We start from the raw sequence: 12,617 nt of genomic DNA on the forward strand, positions 1-12,617 counted from the left end.
CAGATGCGCTGACGCTGACCACCGGAGAACTCGTGCGGAAAGCGCGACGCCATATCGGCTGAAAGGCCGACCTTTTCCAGAAGGTCGGCAGCCTTGTTGCGCGCCTCGACGCGGCTCGCGAGGCCGTGCTCGATGATCGGCTCTGCCACCGCTGCACCCACAGTCATCCGCGGATTGAGGCTTGCAAACGGATCTTGAAAAATCATCTGGATGCTGCGCCGCATGCGGCGCAGGCTCGATGAATCAAGGGTTGTCACATCACAGCCGTCAAGGATGACCCTTCCCGCGTTCGGTTCGACGAGGCGGGTGATGGAGCGGCCCGTGGTCGATTTGCCGCAACCGGATTCGCCGACAAGCGACAGGGTCTCGCCCTGAAAGAGATCGAAGGAGACATTCTCGACCGCATGGATGGCGCCGGTCTTTGCGCCGAAAAGCCCGCCGCGAACAGCAAATCGCGTGGTGAGGTTCTTGACCTCGAGGACCGGCGTCTTGCTGACGACCGTATCGGCCACTGCTTGCGGCTCGCTCCGCTCACCAGTCGCGGTATCGACAACAGGAAACCGGAGCGGCCATTTTTGTCCGGCCATTGAACCGAGTCGCGGCACGGCGGAAAGCAGCGCGCGCGTATAATGGTGCTTGCCGCGCCGGAAGATGTCACTGGTCGGGCCTGTCTCGACGGCCTCGCCGCGATACATTACGATCGTCCGGTCCGAAACTTCGGCGACGACGCCCATGTCATGGGTGATGAAGAGAACGGACATGCCTTCCTCTTCCTGCAGCGATTTAATGAGATCGAGAATCTGGCCTTGGATCGTCACGTCGAGCGCCGTCGTCGGCTCGTCGGCAATCAAAAGTTTCGGCCTGGAGGCAAGCGCCATGGCAATCATCACCCGCTGGCGCATGCCGCCGGAAAACTGGTGAGGATATTCGTCGAAGCGCGAGGAAGCATTCGGGATGCGGACCTTTTCCAGAAGACGGATCGTTTCACCCCGCGCCTCGGACCGGGTCATCTCGCCGTGACATGTGAGCGCTTCTGAAATCTGCCGGCCGATCGTGAAAATCGGATTGAGGCTCGTCATCGGCTCCTGGAAGATCATTGCGGCGTCGTTGCCGCGCACGCGCCGCATCTCCCTGTCGGAAAGTGCAAGGATATCCTTGCCGTTCAGGACGATCTTGCCGTCGATGCGGCTCTGGTTCCTGGCCAGCAGTCGCATGATCGAGAGCGATGTGACGCTCTTGCCGGAGCCGCTTTCGCCCACGATGGCCACCGTTTCACCTGGCATCACATCGAAGGCGATGTCGCGGACGACCGGCTTCCACTGGCCATCGAGGAGGAACGATGTCGTCAGGCCCTTGACCGAGAGCACGGGTTTTGCGGCTTCGCCCATTTCGTTTCCCTGCTTTATTGTTTCGCGTTTCAAAGCTTGAGCGGCGTTGCAAAGGAGGCCGAAGCGCGGCCTTCGGCGATACGTGCAGCTTCAAGGGTGGCGATCTTTTCGTCGATCACGCGGCGGTCAATCAATCCGCTCGGGTTCTGGCGCGTCGCCATCGTCTCGGCGACATGCAGATAGCGCTCCTGGGCGACGGCATAGAGGCGGCGAAGTTCGCAAATCGGATCGCCATGGTCGTCGACGCGGATATTGAGCCAGGCGTAATCCTGATCGCGATAAACGAGCAGGGCAGCCGATTGCCTGCCGCGCTTGTCTCCGCCTGCATCTTCGCCGGCCTGCATGGCCTCGAGCAGCCGCTCGGCGAGCGGCAGCCGGGACGTCTTGCGATAGCTGGCGAGCGTCTTTTCGAGCACCTGCGGTCCGCTCAGCATATTTCCGGCGACGGATATGTCGTCGCCAATAAGATGGCCTGCCCAGTCGATACATCGGGCGCCCGTAAAAGCTGCACTCCGCCCCTTGGCGTCGACTAAATGGAACTGCCGATGATCGCGGCCTTCGTCGCGGGCGGTCAGTTCACGCAAGATATCCGCCGGAGCCTGTCCTGATGCAAGTGCGGCAAGCCCGTCGATGCCGTAAAGCGGGCTGACGAAAGCCTGCGTCGCAACCGCGCCGATGCGGCCGCGAATATGCGGGACGAGGCCGCCCACGGCGAAGAAGCGGCTGGCAACGGCAATGCCCAGGTGGCCGGTTTCAGGATCGCGGGCAATGATCGACCAGGTCATGGCTTATCTCCCCACAGCATAGGCCTGCATCAGGCGCGGCGTTGCGGCTGCCCGCATCAGGCCATCGGCGTCGCGGCGCGCAGCGGTGAGGCGGCCGACGGTCCATGGGTCGGCGACCGTCAGATTATGACCCTTCCTGCGCAGCGCATCGAGAACCTCGGTGCCGAAATTCGCCTCCGCCATCAGGCTGCCCGGCTCGCGGGTACGCGGATAAAAGGAGCCCGGGAAATGCGATGTGTGGAAGAGAGGCTGATCGATTGCAGCCTGCAGGTTCATCCTGTGATGCACATAGCGCATGAAGAAGGAGAGCTGCCATTGCTCTTGCTGGTCGCCGCCGGGAGTGCCGAAGGCGAGCGTGGGCCGGCCTTCATAGAGAGCTAAGGATGGCGTCAGCGTCGTGCGTGGACGCTTGCCTGGCGCAAGCGACGTCGGCAGGCCGGGCTTTAGCCAGAACATCTGCGCGCGCGAATTCAGGCAGAAGCCGAGGCCTGGCACGATCGGTGAGGACTGCAGCCAACCGCCTGACGGCGTGACGGAAACCATGTTGCCCTCGCGGTCGATCACATCGATGTGGACGGTGTCGCCGCGCTTTTCGGAAAGATGCGCCATGGTCGGCTCGTAGACTGCGCCTGTCTTCGAGGTGACGTTGAGCATGTCCATGGTGCGTTCGTATTGGGCTTCGAAGCCGAAAATGCGCCCGGGGCGCAATTCAAGCGATGCCTCGGAGGTTATCAGCTTCCGGCGCCCGTCCGCGTAAGCATCCGAGAGCAGATGCTCGATCGGGATTTCCGCGAACTTCGGGTCGCCATAATAGATTTCACGGTCGGCAAAGGCGAGTTTCATCGCCTCGGTGAGCGTGTGGACGAATTCGGCGCCGGCCGGGTCCATTCCGGCGATGTCGATCTCCTTCAGAAGCGAGAGCGTCTGCAAAAACACCGGGCCTTGGCCCCATGGGCCGGTCTTTGCGACCGTCCAGTCGTGATAATGATAGATCAGCGGCTCTTCGATCGCAGCCGACCATTTTGCCATGTCGTTCGCGCTGATGACGCCCTTGTGCCGACTGCCGCTTGCATCCATCACCTCTGTCGAGCCAGCATATCTGTCAATCGCTTCGGCAACGAAACCGCGATAGAACGCATCGCGCGCAGCTTCGACTTGCGCCTCGCGGTCTTTTTTTGCTTCGGCTTCTGCGATGACGCGCTTCCAGGTTTCGGCAAGCACCGGGTTCTTGAAGTTCGAATGCGGCGCCGGGACCGAACCGCCGGGCAGCCAGGTTTCATGTGACGTCGGCCACTCTTTTTCGAAAAAGGATGCAAGGCCGGAGATGGTCGAAGACACGCGCTCAAGGACAGGGTGACCGTGCTCGGCATAATGAATTGCCGGTTCGAGGATGTCGCGGACGGTCAGGCGCCCATAATCTCGAAGCATCAGCATCCACCCATCGAAAGAGCCTGGAATGACGGTCGCAAGCAGGCCGTTGCCGGGGATGAGGCTCAGACCTTCAGATGTATAGTGCTCGATTGTGGCGCCGGCCGGGGCCGGCCCCTGCGCACAGATGACTTCGACCTTGTCCTTCTTCTTCGAATAGAAGATCGCAGGCATGTCGCCGCCCGGTCCGCAAAGATGCGGTTCGAGGACCTGCAGCACGAAGCCGGCGGCGACCGCTGCATCAAACGCATTTCCGCCTTTTTCGAGTATGCTCATGCCAACGGCGGAGGCGATCCAGTGGGTTGACGTGACGACGCCGAAGGTGCCCAAAATCTCAGGACGGGTGGTGAACGTGGTCATTTCAGAATCCTTTCATGCTTCGCGCGGGTCGAGCGCATCGCGCAGGCCGTCGCCGAGAAGGTTAAAGCCAATCACGACAAGGAAGATTGCCGCACCCGGCCACATCGCCATCCAGGGCGCCTGGGAGAGGAAATTCTTGGCAACGTTGAGCATCGAGCCCCAGCTGGGGGCAGGCGGCTGCTGACCGAGCCCCAAAAAGGAAAGGCTCGCTTCGGCGATGATCGCTGTCGCGATCGTCAGCGTCGCCTGCACGAGGATCGGCGCAAAGACATTCGGCAGGATATAGCGGCTGATGATGCTAAAATGTCTAAGCCCGATGGAACGGGCGCCCTCAACATATTCCTCCGTCTTGACGGCAAGCACCTGGCCGCGGGTCAGCCGGATGAAAATCGGCATGGCCGAAAGACCAATGGCGATCATCGCATTCGTCAGGCTTGGGCCGAGGAACGCCGCAAGTGCGATCGCGGTAATCAGAAATGGCATGGCGAGGAAGGCCTCGGTGACGCGTGAGATGATCTGGTCCGTCCACCCGCCTAAATAGCCGGAGATGAGGCCGAACGGCACGCCGAACACAACCGCAATCGCCACCGAGAAGACACCCGCCATCAGCGAGGCCTGTGCGCCCCAAACCATGCGGGAGAGAATATCACGGCCAATGTCATCGGTTCCGAGCCAGTGGGCGGCTGACGGCGCCTTGCGGATCGCAGACCAGCTGGTCGCGTTAGGGTCCGGGATCGGCAATAGCGGCGCTGCTGTCGCGAGAATGGCGAAGAAGGCGATGATCGAGAGGCCTGCAATCGCCCCCTTGTTCGCCTTCAGCTTGCGCCAGGCTCGGCTCGGCGGGCGCTGATCAGTTGCAATAGTGATCTGGTCGAGAGCGGTCATAGGGCGGCCCTCATTCGCGGGTTGAGAAGGACATAGACGATGTCTGCTAACAGGTTCATCAGAATGAAGCCGATTGCAGTGCAAAGCACGACGCCCTGGACGACCGCGTAGTCGCGGTTGAAGACGGCATCGACGATGAGTTTGCCAAAGCCGGGGATGGTGAAGATCTGTTCGGTCAAGACCGCACCTGCAAGCAATTCGCCGAAGAGCAGTGCACTCAGCGTGACGATCGGCAGGACCGCGTTGCGAAAGCTGTGTTCAAGCACGATGGAGCGCTCGGAAAGCCCCTTCGCCCGGGCGGTGCGGACGTAATCGGCGCTGAGCACGCTCAACATTGCAGAGCGGGTGTGACGCATCAGCGTGGCGGCGAGTGCGTTGCCAAGCACAAAGGATGGCATCAACATCGTTTCAATTGAGCGTAGCGGGTTGCTGAAGAAGGGTTCGTAACCGGAAGCGGGAAGCCAGCCGAGCTTCACCGAGACCAGCAGGATCAGCATGATGCCGAGCCAGAAATTCGGAATCGAGAGACCCGAAAGTGCGATAAGATTTGCGAGGTAGTCGAAGGCCGTATTTTTCTTGACCGCGGCTAAAATCCCCATCGGCACGCCGATGGCGAAAGCGAAAATCATCGACATGATCGCAAGCTGGATGGTCACTGGCAGCTTTTCGGCCACAAGTTCCACAACCGGCTGGTTGGTACGCAGCGATATGCCAAGATCTCCCCTCAGAACTGAGCCGAGCCACGAGACATACTGATAGGGTACCGGGTCGTTCAGCCGGTATTTTTCGCGCAGGTATTCGATCACCTGCGGATCGCGCTCCTCGCCTGCCATGGCGAGAATGGGGTCGCCCGGCAAAAGCTTCTGCAGCGAGAAGACGAAGATCGAGATGATCAGTAGTGTCGGAATGGCGACCAGAAGCCGCTTGGCAATGTAGGTATACATGAGCAGGTCCTGACACGGCACCGGGAGCATGGCGGATACTGGTCCGCCATGCGGGGTCTGTTCGGATCAGCCGGCTTTCTTCACGCCGGCGAGGCGGATCATGCCGTCCGGCGAGGGGACGAAGCCGGTAATGTTTTTATGCAGCGCCCAGATCCAGGACTGGTGGCCGAGATAGATGATCGGCAGGTCTTCGTTGAGAATTGCTGCGACGGCGTCATACTTCTGCTTGCGCACGGCATCGTCGGTCGAAGCACGGGCCTCATTCAGCAGCTTGTCGACTTCAGGGTTGCAATATTTGGTATCGTTGATTCCGCCCTTGCAGGTGATGAACTGGTGGATGTTGCCGTCGGGATCGACGCGGCCGGACCAGTCGGAGCGGCTGAGCTGGTAGTTGCCTGCCGTCTGCTCGGACAGAAGGGTCGCAAACTCCGTCGATTTCAGACTGACGTCGAACCCTGCCTCGGCGACCATCGACTGGACGATCTGCATCATCTGCGCCGCGACCGGGTTGTTTGGGATCTGCATTTCTACGGGCACGCGATCGAAGCCGGCTTCCTTTACGAGCGCTTTCGCCTTGTCGAGATCGCGGACAGGAACTGGAATGTCCTTGTCGAACCATGGGCTATCGGGCGGGAACGGCTGATTGCCACCCACAGCAGTGCCTTCGTAGACGATCTGGTTCAGCGCCTCGCGGTCGATCGCAAGCGAAAAGGCTTGGCGCAATCGCTTGTCCTTGCCGAACGGATTGTCGGCGCGCGGGCCGTTGGCGATGTTCGCATAGAGCGCCATGTAGCCGATATTGACCACGTCCGCGTAGGTCAGGCTCGCATCCTCCTTGACCGAAGCTGCGTCGGTGGCGGCCAGTCGCTCGATCATGTCGAGGTCGCCGGAACGAAGGTTGGCAAGGCGCACGGTCGTATCAGGGATCGGCAGGTAGGTGACCTTGTCGATGAAGACATTGTCCTTGTTCCAGTAATCCTTGAACTTCTCGAGCACGATGCGGTCCTGCTGCACGCGTTCGACGAACTTGAAAGGACCGGCACAGACCGGCTGATTGCCGAAATTCGCGCCGAGCTCCTTTGCCGCCTTGGGCGAGACAATTATGCCGGCTCTGTCTGAAAGCTGGGCAAGCAAGGTGACGTCCGGGCTCTTGAGCGTGAATTTCACTTCATAGGGCGCGACTGCTTCGACTTTTTCAACAGAGGCGAGCTCGCTCTTGCGGCGCGATTCAGGCAACGTCATGTTGCGCTCAATCGTCGTGACGACGGCTTCGGCATCAAGCGGCGTGTCGTCATGGAATTTTACACCCTCGCGCAGCTTCATGGTCAGCAGCTTGCCGTCGCCGGACCAGTTCCACTCGGTCGCAAGCTGCGGCACGATTTTCAGGTCGGGTGTAACATCGACCAGCTTGTCGCACATTGCCGTGTAGACGATGCGGCCCACGAAGGTGCGTGACTGTGCGGGGTCAAGCACGTCGGCATCATCCTGCAGACCGATTTTTAGTTCGGCAGCGAAAGCGGGTAGCGCAATCAGCGCACCCGCAAGAAGGGTCGTCACGAATCTGATCGTCATGCCATACTCCTCTGTTGTTCTTTGCTTCATGAGGGCGCGGTATCTGCCTCTCTGCGTCCGGCTCGCTTAGGCGAGTTCTTGTTTGGTCTTCGGTTCGTGGTGGTCTAGCGAGGTAATGCGGATCAGGCTTTCCTGGAGTGTCAAGAGATGTTGGCGCATGGCCTCACCCGCCTTGGCAGGGTCGCGGGCGACGATCGCCTCGACGATTGCGGTATGCTGGCCATAAGTGACCGTGCGCGTCTTGCTGGCGCTGCGGGCGCGCTCGCGGATCGTCTGCCAGGCCTCGTCCTGACGCACCCTGTTGATGACATCAAAGATCGCCAGGAAAAGTTGGTTGCCGGCACACTGGGCGATCTGCCGGTGCAGTGCGCCATCCCAGAGTTCGCGGCCGTCGGCATCGGTGCTTTCGTAGATCTTCTTGACGAGCTCATACATGCGCTCGATATCGGCGGCCTTGGCGCGCATGGCGGCAAGCTGGGCCAGCTGCGGTTCAATGCGCAAACGCACTTCCATGACTTCCATCAGGTCGGTCCCGGCGACGATCGAACCGACATGTTCGCTCCAGCCATCGGGACGTCGCCCGGCAAAGGTGCCCGAGCCCTGACGCCGCCAGATTAACCCCTCGGCTTCCAGGACTTCCAGTGCACGGCGCACGGCGCGGCGGCTAACGCCAAAGGTTTGCGAAAGCGCGCGCTCCGTCGGCAGCTTGCCATCCGCATCCAGACCGTCGGAACGCAGCAGCGTCCGGAGCTTGTCCAGTGCAAGGTTCGAGTTTCCGGCGGCTTCGTCCATTGGCAAATGGTCCGTACCAATTGATTATTGGTTCAATCCAGACCAAATTGGCCGACGCGTCAAGCGAATTTTTGTGCAGATTCTGCAATGCACAAAGTTTGAGCGGTTTGGCTTGCCTTGCACGGTATTTGGGTGGTCCTGCTGGGCACATGCGCCAAATCAGGCTTCTATATAGACGGGATTGCTGAGCGCTCGGCGCAATGGCTGGCTGCGGATATCGGAACCGTGAAGCTGCCATGGCAGGCTCCGGCCGGATATGGCCGCCTCGAATTCCGACAAAAGCCGTGCGCGACTCGCCTCGGCGATGACTTCGGCGCGCAGAAAAGCCTGCGGCTTACCGGAAAAGCGGCCCGTCCACGCATCGTCCTCAATCGGCTGATCGTCAAGCACGCCGGTGGCGTCCAGAAACACGAGGCGATCGCCTTTTGCGCCACCCACCTCTGCTTGCGCAAAAACCGGACCGGATGCTGTTTCGCCCATCGGTTTGCCGTTGACGGTAAGAGCCAGGTGGGGGCCGGATGGACTTTCGGTGATGTAGCCGCGGCCTGCCTTCATGGCGGCAAGGATTGCCTCTTCGGAGAGTTCTTCAAGCCAAAGGACGGTCGTCGGGCGGGCAAGGGCAAGCGGACCTTCCGGCATCAGGCGTGCGGGCTGGTGGAAATCGCTGCCGCCGATGGCGGAAATCTTCAAGCCGGAAGAAAGGCGCTGGTGATAGCGTTCGAGCGATATCCAGTTCCAAGCCATCCAATTGGACTGCCAGACCTCCATGCAGTCGGTCTCCGGAAGCTCGTAGTCCCAAGGGATCGTCGGCTTGTCATGGTTGATGGACAGAAGGCCCCCGCGCTCATGCACCAGACGCGCAAGCGTATGGGCGTCCCCTGGCTTCGTCATGCGGAAATCGATCCAGTCGTCGACGCCGAAGACATTGGCGTGGCCGGCGCCGGTCGTCACTTCCATCGCGCGAACGAAGACGAGAGCGGCTGAGGAATTCGGATGAAAATAGCGCCGCTGGGCGATCGTGTTGTGGTCGGCGATCGCAAGGAAGTCGAGGCCGGCCTGTTTTGCTGCTTCATGCAGTCGTTCTGGGGAGCCGGCGGCATCGGAATGGTAGGTATGACAATGAAGATCGCCACGATGCCAGCCGGCGCCCTTGCGCACCGGGAACGTGCGCGATGGAGGCGGTTCCAGTTTGCGCTTCGCCCTGTCGTAATCGATCGTGAGGAAGACATCGACACCTTCTGCCGGGACCTTGTAAAGGCCGAGCATCACCTGCCAGCGGCCCGCTGGCATCTCGCCATGGAGATAGCCGGGCGTGGCATCGTCCGTCGCAACGAAGAAGCGATCGCGCGCCCCGCCGCTCCAGCCTCTGAATCCAGCGGTCGATGGATAGTCGGTGGCGCGCGGATCAAGCACGCCGAGGTCGACAATGCAATTCTCGGCCTTGGCATATCGCATTGCCACGTCGATCCGCGTCGTCCCTACGGGAACGTCGAAGGCTACGTAGAAATAGGGGTTGTCAACCTGATCGGCGTGGGAGACATGGACGGCGATTTCGCGCATTCGATGCCTGCCTACTCGCCGATGACGGGAATGCGTGCACCGGTGGCGTCGAAAAGTGTCACATTTGCAGTATCGAAGGAAAGCGCCACGCGGTTGTCGACCTTGATTTCGTCGTCGGTGAAGATGCGGGCCGTGACGCGTCCTGAGTCCTGTCGCTCCATCGTCACCAGGCTTTCCGGCCCCATGTTTTCATTCGCAAAGAGCATGCCGGAAATGACGTTCACATCGCCCGAGCGTGCGATGCGCAGATGCTCGGGGCGGATGCCCAGCGTCATCGTTTTTGCGTCTGCCGCGCGTGCGATGGCTGCGGAGACCGCAAGGCCTTCGAGCGTCAGCCCTTCGGCGCGAAGCTGCAACCTGTCTTCTGCGACCATGGCTTCCACCGCAACGAGGTTCATTGGCGGATTGCCGACGAAATTCGCGACAAAAGTGGTTGCCGGGCGGCGGTAGATTTCGATCGGCGGGGCAAATTGCACGATACGCCCCTTGTCCATGACCGCGATGCGGGTCGCAAGCGCCATGGCCTCGGCCTGATCGTGGGTGACGTAGACGGCCGTCATGCCCATGTCGCGCTGCAGATGATTGAGGAAGCCGCGGGCCTCGAGGCGAAGCTTGGCGTCGAGGTTCGAGAGCGGCTCGTCGAAAAGATAGACCTGGCTTGGATAGACGAGAGCTCGGGCAAGCGAGGTGCGCTGCTGTTGCCCACCGGAAATCTGGCTCGGCAAGCGCTTGAGGAGATCGCCGATCTTAAGCACGTCGGCGACGTCCTTGGCCCGGGCATGACGCTTGTCTTCCGCCTCGCCGCGGACCTTCAAGGGATAGGCGATGTTGTCGGCAAGGTTCATGTGCGGATAAAGGGCGTAGTCTTGGAAGACCATCGAAATCTTCCGGTCCTTTGGGTGAAGAAAGGTGACGTCCTTGCCGCCGATCAGCACCTTGCCGGAGGTCGGCGTTTCCAGGCCGGCAATCATGCGCAAGCTGGTGGTCTTGCCGCAGCCTGAAGGTCCGAGCAGGCAGACGAATTCGCCGTCGGCGATCGAAAAGCTGATGTCTGGCACGGCGTTGAAGGCGCCGAAGCTCTTGGAAACGTTCTGGAATTCGACAGAGGCCATGAAACTGAACTTCCAATTACGATTTGATGCCGCCGAAGAACCGGAAGCCGAATTTCCAGTTTACGAAGAGGTAGAGCACGATGACTGGCAGCGAATAGAGAAGAGAATAGGCGGCAAGCAATGTGACAATCGGGGTGCCGGCTTCGGAATAAAACGAGTAGATCGCCACGGAGGCGGGCATCAGACTGTCGCTCCGCAGCAGGATGAAGGGGATGAGAAAGCTGCCCCAGATATTCACGAAGGCCCAGACGACGACCACGACAATCCCGGGCCGGATGACGGGCAACGCCACGTCGAAGAAGGCCTGAAGCGGCGATGCGCCGGCGACCATGGCGCTCTCTTCGTAAGAGCGTGGGATTGCGTCGATGAAATCACGCAGGATGAACATCGCTGTCGGCAGCAGCCCGCCCGCAAAGACAAGGATGACAGCAAGGTGCGTGTCGATGAGACCCGCCGCCGATACGATCAGGAAGATCGGCACCATTGCCGCCGAACCTGACACCACGGAAGAAAACAGTAGTAGGATATATGTGACCGCGCCCTTGCCCGGGACTGAGGAGCGGGAGAGCGCATAGGCTGCGAGCGTTGCGGCAGCGCCGACGAAGACGACGCCGCCGAAGGCCTGGACGAGACTGTTGAACAGCGCTTGCATGGCGAAGCTGTTTTGGAAGACGGTTGCGAAATTCGCCAGCGTGAACGGCCTGGGGATGGCAAGGCCGAGCTCGGCGCGCGCGTTGAACGGCGCAAAGGCGAACCAGACGAGCGGTAGCGCGAAAATCGCCCCGAGCAGCGCGGCAAGAGCCGAAAAGCCCAAGCGCCGGACATAGACTGCGCGCGATATCTGCATCACTCGGCCTCCGCCGTCTTCTTGCGGGCGATACGCAGATAGGCGAGTGCGAATACCAGATTGATGAGCATGATGACGACGCCTACGGCGGCACCTTTGCCGAATTCGAAATCCTTGAAGGCGATCCGGTAGGTATAGATGGAAAGAATTTCGGTGCGGTAGGATGGCCCCCCGTTTGTCAGCAGGAAGGGCGTGAAGACGTTGAAAGTCCACATGGTAATCAGGATGAGGTCGGTAACAACATGGCCGCGGATCAGCGGCAGGGCGATATCGCGCAGCTTCTGCCAGGAGGTTGCGCCGGCGACATCGGCGGCCTGGAAATAGCTTGGCGGAATCGATTGGAAAGCCGAGTTGAAAAGCATCATCGAGAAGGCGGCGCCGCGCCATGTGTTGAAGAAAACGATGACCCAGAACGGCTGCTGCAGCAGCCAGTCTCCCGGCGGCAGGCCGAGACTGCGCATGATCATGTTCAGCGTGCCGTAGTCATAGTCGAGGAAGGCAAACCAGGCAAAGCCGATCACCACTTCCGGAAGGATCCAGGCCGCAATCACGGTCGTCTGCAAAAAGGCTTTGACGGAGGGTGAGACGGACTGGCTGAGCCAGGCAAGCACGAGGCCGAGCAGCGCCTGGCCGACGAGTGCCGACAGCAACACGAACTGAATCGTCAGGACCAATGAAAAGCCGAACTGGCCGCGCGTGAGGAAGGTCGCCGGATTAAAAAGCGCGACGTAGTTCTGCAAACCGACGAAATCCGGATCGAGCGCCGTTTTTCCGAGCAGCGTCCGGTTCGTGAAGGAAACGAAGATTACCCAGAAGAAGGGGATGATGACGAAGACGCCAACCAGTGCGGCGGCGGGTGCCAAAAAAACCGCGCCCGCGCGCGTGGAAAGCAGGGAGAACTTCTTCATGCTTGAAAACCCGATGACGGTTTGCGGCGTCCGCTT

General features: G+C 60.4%; 11 protein-coding genes. All 11 read right to left on the bottom strand.

Features of this window, described 5'->3' with window-relative positions; all coding sequences use genetic code 11:
* On the bottom strand, positions 1-1,388 hold a 1,388-nt coding region (locus BLP23_RS25705), incomplete at its 3' end, for an ATP-binding cassette domain-containing protein (RefSeq protein WP_092587579.1).
* 29 nt (positions 1,389-1,417) lie between these two features.
* A complete protein-coding gene (locus tag BLP23_RS25710; RefSeq protein WP_092587580.1) occupies positions 1,418-2,173 on the bottom strand; it encodes a DUF1028 domain-containing protein in 756 nt (251 codons plus the stop codon).
* A gap of 3 nt (positions 2,174-2,176) precedes the next feature.
* Positions 2,177-3,961, bottom strand: coding sequence for a gamma-glutamyltransferase family protein (locus BLP23_RS25715; protein ID WP_092587581.1), 1,785 nt, complete (start codon positions 3,959-3,961; stop codon positions 2,177-2,179).
* Between the two features lie 12 nt (positions 3,962-3,973).
* Positions 3,974-4,846: an ABC transporter permease gene (locus BLP23_RS25720; protein ID WP_092587582.1), complete on the bottom strand. Its 873-nt coding sequence runs from the start codon at positions 4,844-4,846 to the stop codon at positions 3,974-3,976.
* Positions 4,843-5,790 (bottom strand): ABC transporter permease, encoded by a 948-nt coding sequence (locus BLP23_RS25725; RefSeq protein ID WP_092587583.1) that lies wholly within the window; start codon positions 5,788-5,790, stop codon positions 4,843-4,845. Before BLP23_RS25725 ends, BLP23_RS25720 begins: the two co-directional genes overlap by 4 nt.
* 66 nt (positions 5,791-5,856) lie before the next feature.
* Positions 5,857-7,362, bottom strand: a complete 1,506-nt coding sequence (locus BLP23_RS25730; protein ID WP_092587584.1) for an ABC transporter substrate-binding protein — start codon at positions 7,360-7,362, stop codon at positions 5,857-5,859.
* A 66-nt stretch (positions 7,363-7,428) separates the two neighbouring features.
* Positions 7,429-8,160: a FadR/GntR family transcriptional regulator gene (locus BLP23_RS25735; protein WP_092587585.1), complete on the bottom strand. Its 732-nt coding sequence runs from the start codon at positions 8,158-8,160 to the stop codon at positions 7,429-7,431.
* Between the two features lie 153 nt (positions 8,161-8,313).
* Positions 8,314-9,714, bottom strand: coding sequence for a CehA/McbA family metallohydrolase (locus BLP23_RS25740; RefSeq protein WP_092587586.1), 1,401 nt, complete (start codon positions 9,712-9,714; stop codon positions 8,314-8,316).
* An 11-nt stretch (positions 9,715-9,725) separates the two neighbouring features.
* Positions 9,726-10,826 (bottom strand): ABC transporter ATP-binding protein, encoded by a 1,101-nt coding sequence (locus tag BLP23_RS25745; RefSeq protein ID WP_092587587.1) that lies wholly within the window; start codon positions 10,824-10,826, stop codon positions 9,726-9,728.
* Positions 10,827-10,842: 16 nt separating this feature from the next.
* On the bottom strand, positions 10,843-11,673 hold the full coding sequence (locus BLP23_RS25750) for a carbohydrate ABC transporter permease (protein ID WP_092587588.1): 831 nt from the start codon (positions 11,671-11,673) through the stop codon (positions 10,843-10,845).
* Positions 11,673-12,581, bottom strand: coding sequence for a carbohydrate ABC transporter permease (locus BLP23_RS25755; RefSeq protein ID WP_092587589.1), 909 nt, complete (start codon positions 12,579-12,581; stop codon positions 11,673-11,675). The genes BLP23_RS25750 and BLP23_RS25755 overlap by 1 nt, the downstream gene beginning before the upstream one ends.
* Positions 12,582-12,617 lie beyond the last annotated feature (36 nt).

Origin of the sequence: Rhizobium mongolense subsp. loessense (genome assembly GCF_900099775.1) — a bacterium.
In the GTDB taxonomy this organism is placed as follows: domain Bacteria; phylum Pseudomonadota; class Alphaproteobacteria; order Rhizobiales; family Rhizobiaceae; genus Rhizobium; species Rhizobium loessense.

Excerpts from the sequence above, each read along its gene's own strand:
- BLP23_RS25715 (WP_092587581.1), bottom strand. The coding sequence starts at position 3,961 with ATGACCACGTTCACCACCCGTCCTGAGATTTTGGGCACCTTCGGCGTC.
- BLP23_RS25755 (WP_092587589.1), bottom strand. The coding sequence starts at position 12,581 with ATGAAGAAGTTCTCCCTGCTTTCCACGCGCGCGGGCGCGGTTTTTTTG.
- BLP23_RS25710 (WP_092587580.1), bottom strand. The coding sequence starts at position 2,173 with ATGACCTGGTCGATCATTGCCCGCGATCCTGAAACCGGCCACCTGGGC.
- BLP23_RS25745 (WP_092587587.1), bottom strand. The coding sequence starts at position 10,826 with ATGGCCTCTGTCGAATTCCAGAACGTTTCCAAGAGCTTCGGCGCCTTC.
- BLP23_RS25740 (WP_092587586.1), bottom strand. The coding sequence starts at position 9,714 with ATGCGCGAAATCGCCGTCCATGTCTCCCACGCCGATCAGGTTGACAAC.
- BLP23_RS25720 (WP_092587582.1), bottom strand. The coding sequence starts at position 4,846 with ATGACCGCTCTCGACCAGATCACTATTGCAACTGATCAGCGCCCGCCG.
- BLP23_RS25730 (WP_092587584.1), bottom strand. The coding sequence starts at position 7,362 with ATGACGATCAGATTCGTGACGACCCTTCTTGCGGGTGCGCTGATTGCG.
- BLP23_RS25750 (WP_092587588.1), bottom strand. The coding sequence starts at position 11,673 with ATGCAGATATCGCGCGCAGTCTATGTCCGGCGCTTGGGCTTTTCGGCT.
- BLP23_RS25725 (WP_092587583.1), bottom strand. The coding sequence starts at position 5,790 with ATGTATACCTACATTGCCAAGCGGCTTCTGGTCGCCATTCCGACACTA.